The sequence below is a fragment of the Pseudooceanicola onchidii genome, from assembly GCF_004959925.1.
GTDB lineage: Bacteria > Pseudomonadota > Alphaproteobacteria > Rhodobacterales > Rhodobacteraceae > Pseudooceanicola > Pseudooceanicola onchidii.
Genome location: NZ_SPUW01000003.1, coordinates 49,463 through 67,676 on the forward strand (window position 1 = coordinate 49,463; position 18,214 = coordinate 67,676).

Here is an 18,214-nt window from a genome sequence, read left to right on the forward strand (position 1 = left end):
AGGGCCCTCCAGTTCCGCAAGGGCCGTCCTGCGCTTCCGTTTGGTCATGGGCCGTGGCATGGGTTTGCAACGACGACGGGGAGGGGCGGATGCTGACCGACAACACGAAGGGCGCGCTGGTGATGGCGCTGTCGATGGCGCTTTTCACGCTCAACGATGCCTTCATGAAACTGCTGGCGGGGCAGGTGCCGCTGTATCAGATCCTGACGCTGCGCAACGGCGCGGTAACGCTGGCCTTCCTGGCGGTGGCCTGGGGAACCGGCGCCTTCCGGCGCGGGTTGTCGCGCCGGGATCTGGGCCTGTCGGTGCTGCGCGGTGTGGCCGAGGTCGCGACGGCCTATTTCTTCCTCAACGCGCTTTTCAACATGCCGCTGGCCAATGCCACGGCGGTCCTGCAGTTTGCGCCGCTGACCGTGATGCTGGCGGCGGCACTCTTCCTTGGCGAACCGATCGGCTGGCGGCGGATCACGGCGGCGCTGGTGGGGTTCTGTGGCGTGATGCTGATCGTGCGGCCGGGGCCCGAGGGGTTCAACCTTTACGCCATCTATACCCTGATTGCGGTCGGCTGCCTGACGATGCGCGATATCGTGACCCGCAAGCTGTCGCGCGAGGCGCCGACGCTGCTGGTGACCTCGATCACCTCGGGGATGATCTTTGTCTTCTATGGCGGGCTGGGGCTGGTCGAGGGCTGGGCGCCGCTGGACGGGCGGTCGGGCGCGCTGATCGGCGGTGCGGCGGTGATGGTTCTGGGGGCGTACCTGGCCTCGGTGCAGGCGATGCGCGTCGGTGAGGTCAGCTTCGTTTCGCCCTTCCGCTACACCGCGCTGATCTGGGGGCTGGTGCTGGGGCTGGTGGTCTTCGGGGACTGGCCGACCGGGCTGACGCTGCTGGGGGCGGCGATCGTGGTGGGGTCGGGGATCTATTCCTTCCTGCGCGAAGTGCGGGTGCGTCGGCGGGCGGCTCTGGCCACTATGCACTGAAGATCGCGCGGACCCGTCGGACATCGACGCCGAACCGTGCGCGGATCAGCGCCTCTTCCTCTGGGGTGGGGGGGCGCAGGTCGTCGGGCAGGGCAGGGGCATCCTGACGGCTGTCGTTCCAGTCGCCGTAGCCCCGCAGGTACATCGGAGGACCGCCGACGGGCACGCAGGTCATGAACTTTTCCAGCTTCACATGGCTGAAGTTCATCACCGTCAGCTGCACATCAGGTTCGAACATCACCGCCAGGGCGGCGGTCATGAAAGGCGCGGTGGTGCGGCGCAGGCGCAGGCCCTCGGGGCCGGGTGCGGCGATGAAGCCGTCGCGGAAGTCGATGGCGATGTGGCGGTTGCCGGTCAATGCCCGTGTCTGCGCGGCGGCCTCGGCCCTGAGGCGGGCGGTGAATTCCACCGCCACGCCGTCGTCGTCGTCCAGGCGGTATTGCAGCGTGATCCGTCCCTTGTCGCGGACCGAATTGATCGCGGCCTGCATCACCTTGCGATGCGGGCCGGGCGGATGGGCCTGGATCACGACCTGGGGGATATCGGCGGTCAGCCGGTCCAGCCTTGTGCGCCAGGCGGCGGGCAGGTCATCGCCCACCACGATCAGGAAGGTGAAATCGGGATCGGTCTGGGCGCGCAGGCCGGGCAGGGTAAAGGCCTCGAACGTGCGAAAGCGGGCCTCCATCCGGTCGGGGGCATAGAGGTAGGCGGCGCGGGTGGCCGGATCGTCGTGTTCGACCTGGAAGCCGCCGAGCGCGGGATAGGAGAAACGGCAAAGGCCGATGACCTGCATGGGGGCGTCCTGCATGTTGCGCGGCGTGGTGGGCCGGGACGGATCCGGGCTTGTGACCGGCGGTTCGGCAGAGTATTGCAGCCGGACCGTTCGGCGGCAAGCCGGGCGGGGGGCCGTGTTGACAAGGGGTGCGACTCTGCGTATACGCGCGCCAATCGGCCCGGGGTCTCCCCGCCGGCTATCAAATTCGAAGTGGTCAAGATCCGGGTTGCAACGCCCCGATCCTCTGTAAAACCCGCCGCGTCGTTCCCCGCGAACGAGGGGACGCATGCGGTTTTTTATGCGTTGCGTGGACGCGCGCAGCGTGAAGAGAGAAACGGCACCCACAAGGTGCGCACATATGTGAGAGATGGGGAATATCGCCCGATGCCAACGATCCAGCAGCTGATCCGGAAACCCCGGCAGCCCAAAGTCAAACGCTCCAAATCCCAGCACCTGGAACAGTGCCCGCAGAAACGCGGCGTCTGCACCCGGGTCTACACCACCACGCCCAAGAAGCCGAACTCGGCAATGCGTAAGGTGGCCAAGGTTCGCCTGACCAACGGCTACGAAGTCATCAGCTATATCCCGGGCGAAAGCCACAACCTTCAGGAACACTCTGTCGTCCTGATCCGTGGCGGCCGGGTGAAAGACCTTCCGGGCGTCCGTTACCACATTCTCCGCGGCGTGCTGGATACCCAGGGCGTCAAAGACCGTAAGCAGCGTCGTTCGAAGTACGGCGCGAAGCGTCCGAAGTAAGAGGATTACCAGATGTCCCGCCGTCACGCCGCTGAAAAACGCGAAGTCCTGCCCGACGCCAAGTATGGCGATCGGGTTCTGACGAAGTTCATGAACAACCTGATGATCGACGGCAAGAAAGCTGTTGCCGAACGTATCGTCTACAACGCCCTCGAGCGCATCGAAGCCAAGGTCAAGCGCGCCCCGGTCGAGCTGTTCCACGAAGCTCTCGACAACATCAAGCCGTCGGTCGAGGTTCGCTCGCGCCGCGTTGGTGGTGCCACCTACCAGGTTCCGGTCGAAGTGCGCCCCGAGCGCCGCGAAGCCCTGGCCATCCGCTGGCTGATCAACGCGTCGCGTTCGCGCAACGAGAACACCATGGAAGAGCGCCTGGCGGGTGAGCTTCTGGATGCCGTCAATTCGCGCGGATCCGCCGTCAAGAAGCGTGAAGACACGCACAAGATGGCCGATGCGAACAAGGCATTCAGCCACTACCGCTGGTAATTCCGACCGAAACTTTTCGACCAAAGGCTGCATAACATGGCACGCGACTATCCCCTCCAGCGGTACCGGAACTTCGGTATCATGGCGCATATCGACGCCGGCAAGACGACCTGTTCGGAACGGATCCTGTTCTACACCGGCAAGTCCCACAACATCGGTGAAGTGCACGATGGTGCCGCCACCATGGACTGGATGGAGCAGGAGCAGGAGCGTGGCATCACGATTACCTCCGCTGCGACGACCACGTTCTGGCAGCGCCAGGAAGAGCCGACCGCTGACGGTACCTCGGACACGAAGTACCGCATGAACATCATCGACACCCCCGGACACGTGGACTTCACCATCGAAGTCGAACGTTCGCTGGCGGTTCTCGATGGTGCCGTTTGTGTTCTGGACGCCAACGCCGGTGTCGAACCGCAGACCGAAACCGTGTGGCGCCAGGCCGACCGGTACAAGGTTCCGCGGATCGTCTTCGTCAACAAGATGGACAAGATCGGCGCGGACTTCTTCAACTGCGTCAAGATGATCGAAGACCGCACCGGCGCGCGCGCCGTGCCTGTCGCCCTGCCGATCGGTGCCGAGAACGAGCTGGAAGGCCTGATCGACCTGGTCACTATGGAAGAGTGGGTCTGGAAAGGCGAAGATCTGGGCGCGTCCTGGGAAAAAGGCCCGATCCGTGACGATCTGAAGGACGTGGCTGACGAGTGGCGTGGCAAGATGATCGAAGCGGCCGTCGAAGAAGACGACGACGCGATGGAAGCCTACCTGGAAGGCGAAGAGCCTGACGTCGACACCCTGCGCAAACTGCTGCGCAAGGGCACGCTGGCGCTGCACTTCGTTCCGGTTCTTGGCGGTTCTGCCTTCAAGAACAAGGGTGTCCAGCCGCTGCTGAACGCCGTGATCGACTACCTGCCCAGCCCGCTGGACGTTGTCGATTACATGGGCTTCAAGCCGGGCGACGAAAACGAAGAGCGGAACATCGCACGCCGCGCCGACGATGACATGGCCTTTGCCGGCCTGGCGTTCAAAATCATGAACGACCCCTTCGTCGGTTCGCTGACCTTCACCCGGATCTACTCGGGCAAGCTCAACAAGGGCGACTCGATCCTGAACTCCACCAAAGGTAAGAAAGAGCGCGTCGGTCGTATGATGATGATGCACTCCAACAACCGGGAAGAGATCGAAGAAGCCTTCGCAGGCGACATCATCGCGCTGGCGGGTCTGAAAGACACCACCACCGGTGACACCCTGTGTTCGGACAAGGAACCTGTCGTTCTTGAAACGATGACCTTCCCCGAGCCGGTGATCGAGATCGCGATCGAGCCGAAGACCAAGGGCGACCAGGAAAAGATGTCCCAGGGCCTTCAGCGCCTTGCGGCAGAAGATCCGTCCTTCCGCGTCGAGACCGACCTCGAGTCCGGTCAGACCATCATGAAGGGCATGGGCGAACTTCACCTCGACATCCTCGTCGATCGTCTGAAGCGCGAATTCAAGGTCGAGGCGAACATCGGTGCGCCGCAGGTGGCCTATCGCGAGACGATCTCGAAAGAGGTCGAGCACACCTACACCCACAAGAAACAGTCGGGTGGTTCGGGTCAGTTCGGTGAGGTCAAGCTCATCATCACCCCGACCGAAGCGGGCGAAGGCTATTCGTTCGAATCCCGCATCGTTGGTGGTTCGGTTCCGAAGGAATACATCCCCGGCGTCGAAAAGGGCATCAAGTCGGTCATGGACTCCGGTCCGCTGGCAGGCTTCCCGGTCATCGACTTCAAGGTCGCGCTGATCGACGGTAAGTTCCACGACGTCGACTCCTCGGTCCTCGCGTTCGAAATCGCGGCACGTATGTGCATGCGTGAAGGGATGCGGAAGGCCGGTGCGAAGCTGCTGGAACCGATGATGAAGGTCGAAGTGATCACCCCGGAAGAATACACCGGCGGCATCATCGGCGACCTCACCTCCCGTCGTGGGCAGGTGTCGGGCCAGGAGCCCCGCGGCAACGCGATCGCGATCGACGCTTTCGTGCCGCTGGCCAACATGTTCGGCTACATCAACACCCTGCGCTCCATGTCCTCGGGCCGCGCGCAGTTCACGATGCAGTTCGACCACTACGATCCGGTTCCGCAGAACATCTCGGACGAGATCCAGGCGAAATACGCTTAACCCGGGTGGCGGGGGGAACCCCGCCCTACCCATCACCGTAGGGCGGGGATGACCCCGCCATCCGTAAGACAAAAGGGAGCCTACCATGGGCAAGGAAAAGTTTGAGCGCGGCAAACCGCACTGCAACATCGGCACCATCGGTCACGTTGACCACGGCAAGACGACGCTGACGGCGGCGATCACCAAGTATTTCGGTGACTTCAAAGCCTACGACCAGATCGACGGCGCGCCGGAAGAAAAAGCCCGCGGCATCACCATTTCCACCGCACACGTGGAATATGAAACCGACGCGCGTCACTACGCCCACGTCGACTGCCCCGGCCACGCCGACTACGTCAAGAACATGATCACCGGTGCCGCCCAGATGGACGGCGCGATCCTGGTCGTGAACGCAGCCGACGGCCCGATGCCCCAGACGCGCGAGCACATCCTGCTTGGCCGTCAGGTCGGCATCCCCGCCATGGTCGTGTTCATGAACAAGGTTGACCAGGTCGACGACGAGGAACTGCTCGAGCTCGTCGAGATGGAAATCCGCGAACTGCTGTCCGAGTACGACTTCCCGGGCGACGACATTCCGATCATCGCAGGTTCCGCTCTGCACGCCATGAACGGCACCGAGCCGCAGATCGGCGAAGAGAAGATCAAGGAACTGATGGCTGCCGTGGACGAGTACATCCCGCAGCCGGAACGTGCCGTTGACCAGCCCTTCCTGATGCCGATCGAAGACGTCTTCTCGATCTCGGGTCGTGGTACGGTTGTGACCGGTCGTGTCGAGCGTGGCATCGTGAACGTTGGCGACGAACTGGAAATCGTCGGTATCAAGGATACCACCAAGACGACCTGCACCGGCGTGGAAATGTTCCGCAAGCTGCTGGATCGTGGGGAAGCCGGCGACAACATCGGCGCCCTGCTGCGTGGCATCGACCGTGAAGCGGTCGAGCGTGGCCAGGTTCTCTGCAAGCCGGGTTCGGTGAAGCCGCACAAGAAGTTCGAAGCCGAGGTCTACATCCTGACCAAGGAAGAAGGCGGCCGTCACACCCCGTTCTTCGCGAACTACCGTCCGCAGTTCTACTTCCGGACCACCGACGTGACCGGCACCGTGACCCTTCCCGAGGGCACCGAGATGGTTATGCCCGGCGACAACCTGAAGTTCGCTGTCGAGCTGATCGCCCCGATCGCCATGGAAGACGGCCTGCGTTTCGCCATCCGCGAAGGCGGCCGGACCGTTGGTTCGGGCGTCGTGTCGAAAATCGTCGAATAATTCGTACAGGTCGCGCCTTCGGGCGCACCTTACGGATTGCAAAATACCGGAGCCCCGTTTATCGGGGCTCCAATCAATAAAGGGTTCGACGAAGGGGCAGGGTGGTCCTGTTTCTTCCTCTCAACTCAAACGCCGAAGAAGGCTGAATTGACATGTCAGGTCAAACCATTCGCATCCGGCTGAAGGCATTCGATTACCGCGTCCTGGATACGTCCACGCAGGAAATCGTCAACACGGCGAAGCGCACCGGCGCTCAGGTCCGTGGCCCGATCCCGCTGCCCAACAAGATCGAGAAGTTCACGGTTCTCCGTGGTCCTCACGTTGACAAGAAATCCCGCGATCAGTTCGAGATCCGGACGCACAAGCGTCTGCTCGACATCGTGGATCCGACCCCGCAGACGGTGGACGCGCTGATGAAGCTCGACCTCGCCGCCGGCGTGGATGTCGAGATCAAGGTGTAAGGGAGGGACATCAGATGCTCCGTTCCGGTATCATCGCAAAGAAAGTCGGCATGACCCGGCTTTTCATGGAAGACGGCAAGCAGATTCCTGTGACCGTCCTTCAGCTCGATACGCTTCAGGTCGTTGCACAGCGTACCGCTGACGCACATGGTTACACCGCCGTCCAGCTGGGCGCGGGCACGGCCAAGGCCAAGCGGACCTCGAAGGCCATGCGTGGCGTGTTCTCGGCTGCCAAGGTCGAACCCAAGCGCAAGATCGCGGAATTCCGCGTCGACCCCGAGAACCTGATCGCCGTGGGTGAGGAAATCACCGCCGATCACTACTTCGAAGGTCAGTTCGTGGACGTCTGCGGCACCTCGATCGGTAAGGGTTTCGCCGGTGCCATGAAGCGGCACAACTTCGGCGGCCTGCGCGCGACGCACGGTGTCTCGATCTCTCACCGGTCGCATGGTTCGACCGGTCAGTGTCAGGACCCGGGCAAGGTGTTCAAGGGCAAGAAAATGGCCGGTCACATGGGTGCCGTCCGTGTCACCACGCAGAACCTGCAGGTCATCAAGACCGACAGCGAACGTGGTCTGATCATGGTCAAGGGCGCCGTTCCGGGCACCAAAGGTGGCTGGGTCACGGTGAAAGACGCCGTGAAGAAGCCGTTCCCCGAGAACGCGATCCTGCCTGCCGCCCTGCGTTCCGCAGCTGAAGAAGCCCGCAAAGCCGCTGAAGAAGCCGCTGCGCAGGCCGAAGCAGAAGCCAAGGCAGCTGAAGAAGCCGCCGCAGCCGAAGCCGCAGTCGCTGAAGAAGCAGCCCTGAAAGAGGCCGAGGCCGACATCGAGGCCGAGAAGAAGGAAGGCGACGAATGAAACTCGACGTGATCAATCTGGACGGCTCCAAAGCCGGTTCTGTCGATCTCGGCGACGAGATCTTCGGCCTGGAACCGCGTGCGGACATCCTGCACCGCGTTGTGCGCTGGCAGCGTAACAAGGCGCAGCAGGGGACCCACAAGGTCCTGACCCGCTCGGAAGTCAGCTACTCGACCAAGAAGATCTATCGCCAGAAGGGCACCGGCGGCGCACGCCACGGGTCCAAGAAGGCCCCGATCTTCCGTCACGGCGGTATCTACAAGGGCCCGACGCCGCGCAGCCATGCGCACGACCTGCCCAAGAAGTTCCGCAAGCTGGGCCTGATGCACGCGCTGTCCGCCAAAGCCAAGGAAGGGTCGCTGGTCATCATCGACACCGCCGAAGCTGACGGCAAGACCTCGACGCTGGCCAAGCAGGTCAAGAACCTGGGCTGGAAGCGCGCACTGGTCATCGACGGTGCCGTGAACGAAGGCTTCGCCAAGGCCGCTGCGAACATCGCAGGGCTGGACGTGCTGCCCTCGATCGGCGCGAATGTTTATGACATCCTGAAGCGTGACACCCTGGTGATCACGAAGGCGGGTGTCGAAGCACTGGAGGCTCGACTGAAATGAGCGCGAAGGCAGAACATTACGACGTGATCCGCAAGCCGGTCATCACCGAGAAGGCCACCATGGCGTCCGAACAGAACGCCGTTGTCTTCGAAGTGTCCCCGGAAGCGAACAAGCCGCAGATCAAGGAAGCCATCGAGGCTCTCTTCGGTGTGAAGGTGAAGGCCGTGAACACGACCATCACCAAGGGCAAGAGCAAGCGGTTCCGCGGTCGCCTCGGCACGCGGAAAGACGTCAAGAAGGCTTACGTGACGCTCGAAGAGGGCAACACGATCGACGTCTCGACCGGTCTTTGAACGGATGGCGGGGTGAACCCCGCCCTACGATAACGGAAAGCCCCTCGCAGTGATGCGGGGGGCTTTTTGCATGTGGATGGCGGTTCTGTGGCCAGGCCTGTAGGCGCAGAGGGCCACGTGCAGGGCTGTTGGGGCCGGTCATGCCGTGGGGGCTCAGTCGGCCTTCTTCTCTCCGAGGTAGAGGAGCAGCCCGACTGCCACCATGGGGGTGCCAAGAATGGCCACAAGGACCCACAGGAACTGGCTGCGGTTCCGCTTCTCGGCCAGCTCGGCGGGGAAGAGGACGCAGAGCCAGACGAAGAGGATCAGGGCCACGAGCCAGATGAGCAGGGTAACTACAGAGTCCATCGAAGAGCGCACATTTTGAAAATTTCGCGCAATCTGGTGGGTGACACGGCATCGGTCAAGCCTCTCGTGACCCTTAAAAACCTGAGGTTGCGCAAGGATTTCTGCTGCTCTACCCGGGGTGGCGGAAATGGCGGTGGCATGCTGATGCGGGGCGATTTTCTGGCTGTTCTCCGCAGGGATCGCGGTCCTGGGTGGTCTAAATCGACGCCCACTTTGACCGCTGCGCGTATCGACTTGAGGGTCCTTGCGGGCTGTGGTCGGAAGGGCTTGATGGTCCGCCACGGCGGGCAGGGGTCTGCGTGGTGTCGCGGGGCTTGACCATGGGGGGCAAACCCCCTACACGACCCCATCCGCAGAAGCCCCGGATTCGTCCGGGGCTCTGTGTTTTGCGCAGGCTGCGTCTCGGACATGGCTCGCGTGCCTAACCGGGGACCTTCGGGGCCCTACACCACTGGTCCTCTCGTACATGGGGGCCTCAAACATAGCCGGGTGCAAACATCCGGCATTGCTAAACGGAAGACAGAAAGCATGGCACTCAAGTCGTATAAGCCGACGACGCCGGGCCAGCGCGGGCTGGTGCTGATCGACCGTTCGGAGCTGTACAAAGGACGCCCCGTCAAGGCCCTGACCCAGGGTCTGACGAAGAACGGCGGCCGGAACAACACCGGACGGATCACGATGCGCCGCAAAGGCGGCGGGGCAAAGCGCCTCTATCGGATCGTCGATTTCAAGCGCAACAAGTTCGACATCGCGGCAACCGTTGAACGGATCGAATATGACCCGAACCGGACCGCATTCATCGCGCTGGTGAAATATGAAGACGGTGAGCAAGCGTACATCCTTGCGCCTCAGCGTCTGGCCGTTGGCGATCAGGTGATCGCCTCGGAAAAGGCCGACATCAAGCCGGGCAACGCAATGCCCTTCTCGGGTCTGCCGATCGGTACCATCGTCCACAACATCGAGATGAAGCCCGGCAAGGGTGGTCAGATCGCACGCGCCGCGGGCACCTATGCCCAGTTCGTCGGCCGTGACGGTGGCTACGCCCAGATCCGCCTGTCGTCCGGTGAACTTCGCATGGTTCGCCAGGAATGCATGGCGACTGTCGGTGCCGTGTCGAACCCCGACAACAGCAACCAGAACTACGGTAAGGCCGGCCGCATGCGCCACAAGGGCATCCGCCCGAGCGTCCGCGGCGTCGTCATGAACCCGATCGACCACCCGCACGGTGGTGGTGAAGGCCGGACCTCTGGTGGTCGTCACCCGGTGACCCCGTGGGGCAAGCCGACCAAAGGTGCCAAGACCCGTAACCGCAACAAGGCGTCCAGCCGACTGATCATCCGGTCGCGTCACGCCAAGAAGAAGGGGCGGTAATCCATGTCGCGCTCTGTTTGGAAGGGTCCGTTCGTCGACGCCTACGTCCTGAAAAAGGCCGAGAAGGTTCGCGAGTCGGGCAAGAACGAAGTCATCAAGATCTGGTCCCGCCGTTCGACGATCCTGCCCCAGTTCGTGGGCCTGACGTTCGGCGTCTACAACGGCCAGAAGCACGTTCCGGTGAACGTGACCGAAGACATGATCGGCCAGAAGTTCGGTGAATATTCGCCGACCCGTACCTACTACGGGCATGCTGCCGACAAGAAAGCGAAGCGGAAGTAAGTCATGGCGAAGGAAAAGAACCCCCGTCGCGTGGCGGACAACGAAGCAATGGCCAAAGTGCGCATGCTCCGTACCTCCCCGCAGAAACTCAACCTGGTTGCGCAGCTGATCCGCGGCAAGAAGGTGGACAAGGCCCTCACGGACCTGACCTTCTCGAAAAAGCGGATTGCTGAGGACGTGAAGAAATGCCTTCAGTCCGCGATCGCGAACGCCGAAAACAACCACAACCTGGACGTCGATGACCTGATCGTCGCCGAGGCCTATGTGGGCAAGAACCTGATCATGAAGCGCGGGCGTCCCCGGGCTCGTGGCCGCTATGGCAAGATCATGAAGCCGTTTTCGGAGCTGACCATCAAGGTCCGCCAGATCGAGGAGCAAGCCTAATGGGTCAGAAAGTCAATCCGATCGGCATGCGCCTGCAGGTCAACCGCACCTGGGACAGCCGCTGGTACGCCGATACCAAGGATTACGGCGATCTTCTTCTGGAAGACGTCAAGATCCGCGAATTCATTCGCGAAGAGTGCAAGCAGGCCGGTGTGGCCCGCATCATCATCGAACGCCCGCACAAGAAGTGCCGTGTGACCATTCACACCGCACGTCCGGGTGTCATCATCGGCAAGAAGGGCGCGGACATCGAAGTTCTCCGCGGCAAGCTGGCCAAGATGACCGACAGCGAACTGCACCTGAACATCGTCGAGGTCCGGAAGCCGGAACTGGACGCCCAGCTGGTCGGCGAGTCCATCGCCCAGCAGCTCGAGCGCCGGGTTTCCTTCCGCCGCGCGATGAAGCGGGCCGTGCAGAACGCCATGCGCATGGGCGCCCTGGGTATCCGGGTGAACGTCGCGGGTCGTCTGGGTGGTGCGGAAATCGCGCGTACCGAATGGTACCGTGAAGGCCGTGTTCCGCTGCACACGCTGCGTGCCGACATCGACTACGCCCTGTCCGAAGCGATGACCCCCTATGGCATCATCGGCATCAAGGTGTGGATCTTCAAAGGCGAGATCATGGAGCATGACCCGCAGGCGCGTGATCGCCGTGCGCAAGAGCTTCAGGACGGTCCCGCCCCCCGTGGCGCCGGTGGTGGTAACCGCCGCGACCGCGACCGGTAAGGAGAGCGTAAGATGCTTCAACCGAAACGCACAAAATTCCGTAAGCAGTTCAAGGGTCGCATCAAGGGCGACGCCAAAGGTGGCTCTGACCTGAACTTCGGAACCTTCGGCCTCAAGGCCACCCAGCCCGAGCGTGTCAGCGCCCGTCAGATCGAAGCCGCCCGTCGGGCCATGACGCGTCACATGAAGCGTCAGGGTCGTGTCTGGATCCGGATTTTCCCCGACGTGCCCGTCACCGCAAAGCCCATCGAAGTTCGTATGGGTAAGGGTAAAGGCTCCGTGGACCGTTGGGTCTGCAAAGTGAAGCCGGGCCGGGTCATGTTCGAACTTGACGGTGTCTCGGAAGACGTCGCACGCGAGGCGCTGCGCCTGGCCGCGATGAAGCTTCCGGTCAAGACCCGCGTCGTGGTTCGCGAAGACTGGTAAACCGCACCGGTCCTTGGACCGGATCGGGACAAGAAAAGAACCCCCGCTGTCGCCAGCGGGGGTTTTTCCATGTCCTTGGCCCGAATGCCCCCGGGCCAAGGCGCCGGGGGCAGGGGGTCAGGCGATCGTCGCCTTGACCGTCGCGGCCATCGGGGTCGTCGGGCGGCCGATCAGCGCCGACAACTGGCGCCCGTCATCATGCAGTGCGCCACCCTCGGCCGCGGTGTCGAACCCGGCGAAGGCCTGCGCCATCGGGGCCGGGAAGCCCGCGCCGGTCAGAACGCCCGCATAGTCGGCCTCGGGCATGTCGGCATAGGGGATGGTCTTTCCGGACTGGGACGACAGCTCGGCCGCGAGGTCTGACAGGGTGTAGGCCGTGTCGCCCGCCAGTTCATAGACCTTGCCATCGTGACCGTAGGCGGTCAGGACCGCGACGGCGGCGTCTGCATAGTCCTCGCGGCTGGCCGAGGCGATCTTGCCGTCGCCCGCACTGCCGACGAAGGCGCCGTGTTCCAGTGCCGAGGGGATCGAGGCCGCGTAGTTTTCGGTGTACCAGCCGTTGCGCAGGATGGTGGTCGGGATGCCCGCGGCGGCAAGCGCGGCTTCGGTGTCACGATGTTCCTGCGCCAGGCCGAGGGTCGAGCGGTCGGCATGCAGCACGCTGGTATAGACGATACGTGCGACGCCGGCGGCCTTGGCGGCGGTGATGACGTTCTGATGCTGGGCGGTGCGTTTGCCGATCTCGCTGGCCGAGACAAGCATCAGCGTGTCGATACCGTTCAGGGCCGGGGCGAGGGTGTCGGGTTGGTCATAGTCGAACGCCCGGACCTCGGTGCCCAGATCGGCGGCTTTTTCCGGCGACCGGGCCAGGGCTATGACGGGCTGACCGGCCGCGACAAGCTTTGTGATGATAAGGCGGCCAAGTTGGCCCGTGGCGCCGGTGACTGCGATGGTCATGGGAATATCCTTTCCGTTTCCGATGACCTGCGATATACGGATGACGCTTACGGTTCGTAAGTACGCACAGAAATGTAAGTATCAAGAAAATGTCTGACGCCGCTTCCACACCCCTTGATGATGCCAGCCTGTCCGGGCGTTTCCTGCGCGGCGACCTGCTGTCCGCGAATTGTCCGTCACGCGATGTTCTCAAGCATATGACCAGCAGGTGGGGCGTTCTTGTCCTGATTGCGCTTGAGCATCAGACCCTGCGCTTCAGCGCATTGCGCCGGATGGTCGGCGGGGTCAGCGAGCGGATGCTGGCCCAGACGCTGAAGTGGCTGGAAGGCGACGGGCTGGTCGAACGGATCGAATATGACGTGGTCCCGCCGCATGTCGAATACCGCCTGACTCCACTGGGGCAGGAGGGCGCGGCGAAGGTGCGCATCCTGGCCGATTGGATCGAGGGGAACATGCCCGCGATCAATCAGCACTGGCAGTCGCGTCAAGGCTAGCGAGACCTCGCATTGCCCCGCGCGATGCGGTAGGAGGCCCCGGAACACCCCGGAGAATCCCATGGCCGACATCCGCACCCTTTTCGTCACCCCGCTGTATCGCGCCAAGCTGTCCGAACATGGCCCGAAGGTGGATACGGACGAGCTTGAAACCTCGTGCTATTCCATCGCCGAGGATGACGAAGCCGGGCAGGCGTGGTGCGAGGAAAACGGCTATCCCGGCTATACCTCCTATGCGTCGCTGACCGATCTGCCCTGGCGTTTCCCGATCTTCGCGGATGTGGTGAAGGCGCTGGACAAGCACGTCGCCGCCTTTGCCGAGACCTGCCAGTTCGATCTGGGGGACAAGGCGCTGGTGCTGGAGGATCTTTGGATCAACATCCTGCCCGAAGGCGGCACCCATTCGTCCCATATCCACCCGCATTCGGTGATCTCGGGCACGACCTATGTCGCCATGCCGGACGGTGCATCCGCGCTGAAGCTGGAAGATCCGCGCCTGCAGATGATGATGGCCGCGCCGACCCGGCGGAAGGGCGCATCGGAAGACCTGAAGCCCTTCATCTATATTGCGCCGGAACCCGGCGAGGTGCTGCTGTGGGAAAGCTGGCTGCGCCACGAGGTTCCGATGAACATGTCCGAAGACGACCGGATTTCGGTAAGCTTCAACTACAAGTGGGACTGACCCGATGACCGAGGGCAGGGACCCGCTCATCGTCATGCACCTGGACATGGGGCCGGCGCAGCAGATCACGGATGCGACCGGCGAGACGCGCCTGATCTACCACGTCAAGGGCGGCCACTTCACCGGCCCACGCCTGAAGGGCCGGGTGCTGCCCGTGACCGGCGACTGGGTCCGGGTCAAGGATGGTGCCATATCGATGGACGTCCGGGTCGAGCTTGAGACCGACGACGGTGACCGGATCCTGATGGTCTACGAAAGCATCTCGGACCTGACCCCCGAGGAGCGCGAGCGGTTCCGTCAAAGCGGATCGCTGGAACAGGCCGGCCACTATTTCCGCGTCTCTCCGAAGTTCCTGAGCCGGTCCGACCGCCTGAGCTGGCTGACCGCAGTGTCGGTGTTCGGGGTCGGCACGCGGTATGCCGACCACATCGATTACCACGTTTTCGAAGAAGACTAAGGTTCCGGTCGCGGACCGGCGCTGCGAGGGCCGGGCGCGCGCGACTCTGGATGGCATCCGGCGTGCGTCGTGGCGGGTTCCACTTACCTTGCGGCAACTATAGGGCGATTTGGCGGGGATTGTTGCCGATGGCCGGAACCGATCGGCGGGTTCCCGCGTTGAACCTCGGTATTCTGAGAAACAGTAGGTCGCTCACACAAAGTTTTGTTGCGATAAGGTGTGCGGTCACCAAAAAGTTGTGGCGAAAGTAAGTCCGCTCTTGAATAATTGTGTGGCAGCCTATTTGACAACCTAAAGGCAACCCTCAACCAGGAAAGTAACATGAAGCATTACAAGACTTTCATTGCTGCTTCCGCTCTCGCCCTCAGCGCGACAGCGGCTTCGGCTATAACCATCGACTTCGATACGCCAATGGCAGCTGGCGAAAACACGTCTGCTTACGTCGGTATTCCGAAGTTTTCTGAATTTGCGGCTGACGGTAAGAACTATATTGGCCTGTCGTTTACGGCGGACAACAATTTGTATGCCCTGACGCAGTTCACCATCAACCCTTATAACACCGACCTTGAAGGCAACCCTGCGAACTCGATCGCTATCGCCTATTCGATCGATGGAAGTGCTCCGGTAGATCTGGCGATCCTTGCGGGAATCACTCCGACAGGTACTGTCGGATCGGGTGGCGTCGGATTCTACCTCCTTGCGGGCCAAACTGTTGAGTTCCGTGTTTCTGGTGAATCTGGTCAGTCGGGCAACCAAGTGACCTTCGCGGTCGAAACGACGGAAACGCCTGCGGTTCCGCTGCCTGCAGCCGGCTTCCTGATGGTCGGCGCGCTTGGCGCCATGGGCGTCATTCGCCGGAAAAAGAAAAACAGCTGATCAGACCTGATTGGTTGGGGGTAGAAACGGTCGCGGTGACGCGGCCGTTTTTTATTGGGTTCAGGTTGCTGCGCCTTACACCTCCGTCTAGCATCCCTTGGTGTTGCACCCGGGGGGATCATGTCAGGCATCGAGACACGTCATCTGTTCAAGCTTGACCTTGAGGTTGGCCCCGGGTTCGATCTGTGCGGCGCGGATGGGACGGGACGTCTGATCTATCATGTCACCGGCGGGCGGTTCGAAGGGGACCGGCTGCGGGGCAGGGTCCTGCCCGTCAGCGGAGACTGGGTGAGCGTGCACAGGGGGCACGCCCGGATAGACGTGCGGTTGATGATGGAGACCGACGAAGGTGCGGCGATCTACATGGCCTATCAAGGGGTGAACACCCTGAACGCCTCGCACCGGGCGCAACTGGCGAAGGGCGAGCCGCTGGATCCCGCTAGCTACTATTTCCGTACGACACCCTATTTCGAGGTGAAGCCGGGCCCTTACGACTGGCTGACCCGCGTCGTGGCAGTCGGCGTGGGCACGCGCAGCGCGGCCGGGGTGTCCTACGAGGTGTTCGAGGTTCTGTGATCCGGCGGGCCGTGGCCGCCGATTTCCGACGCCTTGAACGGGCCTTTGCGCATGCCCCCGAACGTCACGGTGATCCGCGCCGGGCGGGGCAGGGCGAAAAGTACCGCAAGGGCTTGCCAGGAAGGCGAATCCCTCCTATACGGCCCGCTCATCATGACTCCACCGGAATCAGGGTGACCCGGCGCATGCGCGCTATGGGGCCTTCCGGTGATGTTGAAAGGATAAAGACATGAGCGCGAATGACCTTCGTGAAAAGACGCCCGACCAGCTGCGCGAGCAGCTGACCGAGCTGAAGAAAGAGCAGTTCAACCTGCGCTTTCAGCAGGCCACCGGCCAACTGGAAAACCCCGCACGTATGCGTGCCGCGCGCCGCGAGGCCGCCCGCGTCCTGACCGTGCTGAACCAAAAAGCCGCTGCGGCTGCTGAATAAGGGAAGATCCAGATGCCCAAACGTATCCTGTCCGGCGTCGTCACTTCTGACGCCAACGCCCAGACCGTCACCGTGTCGGTGGAACGCCGCTTCACGCACCCGGTTCTGAAGAAAACCATCCGTAAGTCCAAGAAGTACCGGGCTCACGATGAGCAGAACACCTTCAAGAAAGGTGACGAGGTCCGCATTCAGGAATGCGCACCGAAATCGAAGACCAAACGTTGGGAAGTCATCACCGCGTAAGCGGCGGCTGACCAGCTTTAGCGAAACCCTGGGGAATAGGGCAGACTGCACGCCCCCCCATAGGTCGGGAGAAACCAAATGATCCAGATGCAGACCAATCTGGATGTTGCTGACAACTCCGGCGCTCGCCGGGTTCAGTGCATCAAGGTCCTCGGCGGTTCCCACCGTCGTTACGCGTCGGTTGGCGACATCATCGTTGTGTCGGTGAAAGAAGCCATTCCGCGCGGCCGTGTGAAAAAGGGTGACGTCCGCAAGGCCGTCGTCGTTCGCACCGCCAAGGAAGTTCGTCGTGAAGACGGCACCTCCATCCGCTTCGACCGCAACGCCGCCGTCATCCTGAACAACGCAGGTGAGCCGGTCGGTACCCGTATCTTCGGGCCGGTTGTCCGCGAGCTTCGTGCCAAGAACTTCATGAAGATCATCTCGCTTGCTCCGGAGGTGCTGTAATGGCTGCGAAACTCCGCAAAGGTGACAAGGTCATCGTTCTTGCCGGCAAGGACAAGGGCAAGACCGGTGAGATCACGAAGGTTCTGCCGCAGGACGGCAAGGCCATCGTCGACGGCATCAACGTCGCCATCCGCCACACCCGCCAGACGCAGACCCAGCAGGGCGGCCGTCTGCCCAAGGCTCTGCCGATCGACATCTCGAACCTCGCGCTCGTCGATGCCAACGGCAAACCGACCCGCGTGGGCTTCCGCATGGAAGGCGACAAGAAAGTCCGCTTTGCCAAGACGACCGGAGACGTGATCGATGCTTGATACCGCGAACTACACCCCGCGTCTGAAGGCCGCCTACAAGGACAGCATCCGCGCTGCCCTGAAGGAAGAATTCGGCTACAAGAACGACATGGAAATCCCGCGTCTGGACAAGATCGTCCTGAACATCGGCTGCGGCGCCGAAGCGGTGAAAGACAGCAAGAAAGCCAAATCCGCTCAGGAAGACCTGACCGCGATTGCAGGCCAGAAAGCCGTCATCACCACGGCCAAGAAGTCGATCGCTGGTTTCCGCGTTCGTGAAGAGATGCCGCTTGGGACCAAAGTGACCCTGCGCGCTGATCGCATGTACGAATTCCTGGACCGCCTGATCACCATCGCAATGCCCCGTATCCGCGACTTCCGCGGTGTCTCCGGCAAATCGTTCGATGGTCGTGGTAACTATGCCATGGGCCTCAAGGAACACATCGTGTTCCCCGAGATCAACTTCGACAAGGTCGACGAGGTCTGGGGCATGGACATCATCATCACCACCACCGCGAAAACCGACGCGGAAGCAAAGGCGCTGTTGAAAGCTTTCAACATGCCCTTCAACAGCTGACGCGGGAGAGAG

General features: G+C 62.1%; 27 protein-coding genes. 24 read left to right on the top strand and 3 right to left on the bottom strand.

The window, feature by feature from the left end; all coding sequences use genetic code 11:
• Positions 1–89: 89 nt before the first annotated feature.
• Positions 90–980 carry a DMT family transporter gene (locus E4S58_RS13080; protein ID WP_136636889.1) on the top strand — a complete coding sequence of 297 codons (891 nt, stop codon included), beginning with the start codon at positions 90–92 and terminating at the stop codon, positions 978–980.
• Here E4S58_RS13080 and E4S58_RS13085 read toward each other — a convergent pair.
• Positions 970–1,773: a glycosyltransferase gene (locus E4S58_RS13085; protein ID WP_136636890.1), complete on the bottom strand. Its 804-nt coding sequence runs from the start codon at positions 1,771–1,773 to the stop codon at positions 970–972. The genes E4S58_RS13080 and E4S58_RS13085 overlap by 11 nt on opposite strands.
• A 366-nt stretch (positions 1,774–2,139) precedes the next feature.
• Between E4S58_RS13085 and rpsL the strand changes: the two genes are divergently transcribed.
• From rpsL to E4S58_RS13125, 8 genes are all read left to right on the top strand, one after another.
• The gene (gene rpsL, locus E4S58_RS13090) at positions 2,140–2,511 is read left to right on the top strand and encodes a 30S ribosomal protein S12 (protein ID WP_005862801.1); all 372 of its coding nucleotides are present in this window, start codon (positions 2,140–2,142) and stop codon (positions 2,509–2,511) included.
• Positions 2,512–2,523: 12 nt separating this feature from the next.
• Positions 2,524–2,994 (top strand): 30S ribosomal protein S7, encoded by a 471-nt coding sequence (gene rpsG, locus E4S58_RS13095; RefSeq protein ID WP_136636891.1) that lies wholly within the window; start codon positions 2,524–2,526, stop codon positions 2,992–2,994.
• 36 nt (positions 2,995–3,030) lie between these two features.
• The gene (gene fusA / locus E4S58_RS13100; RefSeq protein ID WP_136636892.1) at positions 3,031–5,154 is read left to right on the top strand and encodes an elongation factor G; all 2,124 of its coding nucleotides are present in this window, start codon (positions 3,031–3,033) and stop codon (positions 5,152–5,154) included.
• A gap of 85 nt (positions 5,155–5,239) precedes the next feature.
• Positions 5,240–6,415 (top strand): elongation factor Tu, encoded by a 1,176-nt coding sequence (gene tuf / locus E4S58_RS13105; RefSeq protein WP_136636877.1) that lies wholly within the window; start codon positions 5,240–5,242, stop codon positions 6,413–6,415.
• A gap of 152 nt (positions 6,416–6,567) precedes the next feature.
• Entirely contained in the window at positions 6,568–6,876 is a 309-nt protein-coding gene (gene rpsJ / locus E4S58_RS13110; RefSeq protein ID WP_009805820.1) for a 30S ribosomal protein S10, read from the top strand.
• A gap of 14 nt (positions 6,877–6,890) precedes the next feature.
• Positions 6,891–7,733 (top strand): 50S ribosomal protein L3, encoded by an 843-nt coding sequence (rplC, locus tag E4S58_RS13115; RefSeq protein WP_136636893.1) that lies wholly within the window; start codon positions 6,891–6,893, stop codon positions 7,731–7,733.
• Positions 7,730–8,344, top strand: coding sequence for a 50S ribosomal protein L4 (gene rplD, locus E4S58_RS13120; RefSeq protein ID WP_136636894.1), 615 nt, complete (start codon positions 7,730–7,732; stop codon positions 8,342–8,344). Before rplC ends, rplD begins: the two co-directional genes overlap by 4 nt.
• On the top strand, positions 8,341–8,637 hold the full coding sequence (locus E4S58_RS13125; protein WP_136636895.1) for a 50S ribosomal protein L23: 297 nt from the start codon (positions 8,341–8,343) through the stop codon (positions 8,635–8,637). Before rplD ends, E4S58_RS13125 begins: the two co-directional genes overlap by 4 nt.
• 153 nt (positions 8,638–8,790) lie before the next feature.
• Here the strand turns inward: E4S58_RS13125 and E4S58_RS13130 are convergent, their stop codons facing one another.
• Complete coding sequence (locus tag E4S58_RS13130; RefSeq protein WP_136636896.1) at positions 8,791–8,985, bottom strand: hypothetical protein; 195 nt, start codon at positions 8,983–8,985, stop codon at positions 8,791–8,793.
• A 528-nt stretch (positions 8,986–9,513) separates the two neighbouring features.
• On the opposite strand from E4S58_RS13130, the gene rplB reads away from it, so the two are divergent.
• Genes rplB through rplP form a run of 5 tightly spaced genes read left to right on the top strand, consistent with a single transcriptional unit; the run spans position 9,514 to position 12,173 of the window.
• Positions 9,514–10,356, top strand: coding sequence for a 50S ribosomal protein L2 (gene rplB / locus E4S58_RS13135; protein ID WP_136636897.1), 843 nt, complete (start codon positions 9,514–9,516; stop codon positions 10,354–10,356).
• Positions 10,357–10,359: 3 nt separating this feature from the next.
• On the top strand, positions 10,360–10,638 hold the full coding sequence (gene rpsS, locus E4S58_RS13140) for a 30S ribosomal protein S19 (RefSeq protein ID WP_136636898.1): 279 nt from the start codon (positions 10,360–10,362) through the stop codon (positions 10,636–10,638).
• A gap of 3 nt (positions 10,639–10,641) precedes the next feature.
• Positions 10,642–11,022 carry a 50S ribosomal protein L22 gene (gene rplV, locus E4S58_RS13145; RefSeq protein ID WP_136636899.1) on the top strand — a complete coding sequence of 127 codons (381 nt, stop codon included), beginning with the start codon at positions 10,642–10,644 and terminating at the stop codon, positions 11,020–11,022.
• On the top strand, positions 11,022–11,747 hold the full coding sequence (gene rpsC / locus E4S58_RS13150) for a 30S ribosomal protein S3 (protein WP_136636900.1): 726 nt from the start codon (positions 11,022–11,024) through the stop codon (positions 11,745–11,747). Before rplV ends, rpsC begins: the two co-directional genes overlap by 1 nt.
• Before the next feature lie 12 nt (positions 11,748–11,759).
• Complete coding sequence (gene rplP / locus E4S58_RS13155) at positions 11,760–12,173, top strand: 50S ribosomal protein L16 (protein WP_136636901.1); 414 nt, start codon at positions 11,760–11,762, stop codon at positions 12,171–12,173.
• Between the two features lie 117 nt (positions 12,174–12,290).
• On the opposite strand, the gene E4S58_RS13160 is transcribed toward rplP, so the two are convergent.
• Positions 12,291–13,130: an SDR family oxidoreductase gene (locus tag E4S58_RS13160; RefSeq protein WP_136636902.1), complete on the bottom strand. Its 840-nt coding sequence runs from the start codon at positions 13,128–13,130 to the stop codon at positions 12,291–12,293.
• 89 nt (positions 13,131–13,219) lie between these two features.
• Between E4S58_RS13160 and E4S58_RS13165 the strand changes: the two genes are divergently transcribed.
• From E4S58_RS13165 to rplE, 10 genes are all read left to right on the top strand, one after another.
• Positions 13,220–13,624: a winged helix-turn-helix transcriptional regulator gene (locus E4S58_RS13165; RefSeq protein ID WP_136636903.1), complete on the top strand. Its 405-nt coding sequence runs from the start codon at positions 13,220–13,222 to the stop codon at positions 13,622–13,624.
• Between the two features lie 61 nt (positions 13,625–13,685).
• Positions 13,686–14,306 (top strand): TIGR02466 family protein, encoded by a 621-nt coding sequence (locus E4S58_RS13170; RefSeq protein WP_136636904.1) that lies wholly within the window; start codon positions 13,686–13,688, stop codon positions 14,304–14,306.
• Positions 14,307–14,310: 4 nt separating this feature from the next.
• Positions 14,311–14,763: a DUF3237 domain-containing protein gene (locus E4S58_RS13175; RefSeq protein ID WP_136636905.1), complete on the top strand. Its 453-nt coding sequence runs from the start codon at positions 14,311–14,313 to the stop codon at positions 14,761–14,763.
• 321 nt (positions 14,764–15,084) lie between these two features.
• Positions 15,085–15,639 carry a VPLPA-CTERM sorting domain-containing protein gene (locus tag E4S58_RS13180; RefSeq protein ID WP_136636906.1) on the top strand — a complete coding sequence of 185 codons (555 nt, stop codon included), beginning with the start codon at positions 15,085–15,087 and terminating at the stop codon, positions 15,637–15,639.
• 120 nt (positions 15,640–15,759) lie between these two features.
• The gene (locus tag E4S58_RS13185; protein ID WP_136636907.1) at positions 15,760–16,215 is read left to right on the top strand and encodes a DUF3237 domain-containing protein; all 456 of its coding nucleotides are present in this window, start codon (positions 15,760–15,762) and stop codon (positions 16,213–16,215) included.
• A gap of 229 nt (positions 16,216–16,444) precedes the next feature.
• Positions 16,445–16,645 carry a 50S ribosomal protein L29 gene (rpmC, locus tag E4S58_RS13190; protein WP_136636908.1) on the top strand — a complete coding sequence of 67 codons (201 nt, stop codon included), beginning with the start codon at positions 16,445–16,447 and terminating at the stop codon, positions 16,643–16,645.
• Positions 16,646–16,657: 12 nt separating this feature from the next.
• Positions 16,658–16,888, top strand: coding sequence for a 30S ribosomal protein S17 (gene rpsQ, locus E4S58_RS13195; RefSeq protein ID WP_136636909.1), 231 nt, complete (start codon positions 16,658–16,660; stop codon positions 16,886–16,888).
• Between the two features lie 78 nt (positions 16,889–16,966).
• Positions 16,967–17,335 (top strand): 50S ribosomal protein L14, encoded by a 369-nt coding sequence (rplN, locus tag E4S58_RS13200; protein ID WP_009805806.1) that lies wholly within the window; start codon positions 16,967–16,969, stop codon positions 17,333–17,335.
• On the top strand, positions 17,335–17,646 hold the full coding sequence (rplX, locus tag E4S58_RS13205; RefSeq protein WP_136636910.1) for a 50S ribosomal protein L24: 312 nt from the start codon (positions 17,335–17,337) through the stop codon (positions 17,644–17,646). The genes rplN and rplX overlap by 1 nt, the downstream gene beginning before the upstream one ends.
• Positions 17,639–18,202, top strand: a complete 564-nt coding sequence (gene rplE, locus E4S58_RS13210) for a 50S ribosomal protein L5 (protein ID WP_136636911.1) — start codon at positions 17,639–17,641, stop codon at positions 18,200–18,202. Before rplX ends, rplE begins: the two co-directional genes overlap by 8 nt.
• Positions 18,203–18,214: the final 12 nt, after the last annotated feature.

What these genes read in the sequence shown, in the direction of transcription:
- E4S58_RS13080 (WP_136636889.1), top strand. Translation starts at nt 90, where the DNA reads ATGCTGACCGACAACACGAAGGGCGCGCTGGTGATGGCGCTGTCGATG.
- E4S58_RS13085 (WP_136636890.1), bottom strand. Translation starts at nt 1,773, where the DNA reads ATGCAGGTCATCGGCCTTTGCCGTTTCTCCTATCCCGCGCTCGGCGGC.
- rpsL (WP_005862801.1), top strand. Translation starts at nt 2,140, where the DNA reads ATGCCAACGATCCAGCAGCTGATCCGGAAACCCCGGCAGCCCAAAGTC.
- rpsG (WP_136636891.1), top strand. Translation starts at nt 2,524, where the DNA reads ATGTCCCGCCGTCACGCCGCTGAAAAACGCGAAGTCCTGCCCGACGCC.
- fusA (WP_136636892.1), top strand. Translation starts at nt 3,031, where the DNA reads ATGGCACGCGACTATCCCCTCCAGCGGTACCGGAACTTCGGTATCATG.
- tuf (WP_136636877.1), top strand. Translation starts at nt 5,240, where the DNA reads ATGGGCAAGGAAAAGTTTGAGCGCGGCAAACCGCACTGCAACATCGGC.
- rpsJ (WP_009805820.1), top strand. Translation starts at nt 6,568, where the DNA reads ATGTCAGGTCAAACCATTCGCATCCGGCTGAAGGCATTCGATTACCGC.
- rplC (WP_136636893.1), top strand. Translation starts at nt 6,891, where the DNA reads ATGCTCCGTTCCGGTATCATCGCAAAGAAAGTCGGCATGACCCGGCTT.
- rplD (WP_136636894.1), top strand. Translation starts at nt 7,730, where the DNA reads ATGAAACTCGACGTGATCAATCTGGACGGCTCCAAAGCCGGTTCTGTC.
- E4S58_RS13125 (WP_136636895.1), top strand. Translation starts at nt 8,341, where the DNA reads ATGAGCGCGAAGGCAGAACATTACGACGTGATCCGCAAGCCGGTCATC.
- E4S58_RS13130 (WP_136636896.1), bottom strand. Translation starts at nt 8,985, where the DNA reads ATGGACTCTGTAGTTACCCTGCTCATCTGGCTCGTGGCCCTGATCCTC.
- rplB (WP_136636897.1), top strand. Translation starts at nt 9,514, where the DNA reads ATGGCACTCAAGTCGTATAAGCCGACGACGCCGGGCCAGCGCGGGCTG.
- rpsS (WP_136636898.1), top strand. Translation starts at nt 10,360, where the DNA reads ATGTCGCGCTCTGTTTGGAAGGGTCCGTTCGTCGACGCCTACGTCCTG.
- rplV (WP_136636899.1), top strand. Translation starts at nt 10,642, where the DNA reads ATGGCGAAGGAAAAGAACCCCCGTCGCGTGGCGGACAACGAAGCAATG.
- rpsC (WP_136636900.1), top strand. Translation starts at nt 11,022, where the DNA reads ATGGGTCAGAAAGTCAATCCGATCGGCATGCGCCTGCAGGTCAACCGC.
- rplP (WP_136636901.1), top strand. Translation starts at nt 11,760, where the DNA reads ATGCTTCAACCGAAACGCACAAAATTCCGTAAGCAGTTCAAGGGTCGC.
- E4S58_RS13160 (WP_136636902.1), bottom strand. Translation starts at nt 13,130, where the DNA reads ATGACCATCGCAGTCACCGGCGCCACGGGCCAACTTGGCCGCCTTATC.
- E4S58_RS13165 (WP_136636903.1), top strand. Translation starts at nt 13,220, where the DNA reads ATGTCTGACGCCGCTTCCACACCCCTTGATGATGCCAGCCTGTCCGGG.
- E4S58_RS13170 (WP_136636904.1), top strand. Translation starts at nt 13,686, where the DNA reads ATGGCCGACATCCGCACCCTTTTCGTCACCCCGCTGTATCGCGCCAAG.
- E4S58_RS13175 (WP_136636905.1), top strand. Translation starts at nt 14,311, where the DNA reads ATGACCGAGGGCAGGGACCCGCTCATCGTCATGCACCTGGACATGGGG.
- E4S58_RS13180 (WP_136636906.1), top strand. Translation starts at nt 15,085, where the DNA reads ATGAAGCATTACAAGACTTTCATTGCTGCTTCCGCTCTCGCCCTCAGC.
- E4S58_RS13185 (WP_136636907.1), top strand. Translation starts at nt 15,760, where the DNA reads ATGTCAGGCATCGAGACACGTCATCTGTTCAAGCTTGACCTTGAGGTT.
- rpmC (WP_136636908.1), top strand. Translation starts at nt 16,445, where the DNA reads ATGAGCGCGAATGACCTTCGTGAAAAGACGCCCGACCAGCTGCGCGAG.
- rpsQ (WP_136636909.1), top strand. Translation starts at nt 16,658, where the DNA reads ATGCCCAAACGTATCCTGTCCGGCGTCGTCACTTCTGACGCCAACGCC.
- rplN (WP_009805806.1), top strand. Translation starts at nt 16,967, where the DNA reads ATGATCCAGATGCAGACCAATCTGGATGTTGCTGACAACTCCGGCGCT.
- rplX (WP_136636910.1), top strand. Translation starts at nt 17,335, where the DNA reads ATGGCTGCGAAACTCCGCAAAGGTGACAAGGTCATCGTTCTTGCCGGC.
- rplE (WP_136636911.1), top strand. Translation starts at nt 17,639, where the DNA reads ATGCTTGATACCGCGAACTACACCCCGCGTCTGAAGGCCGCCTACAAG.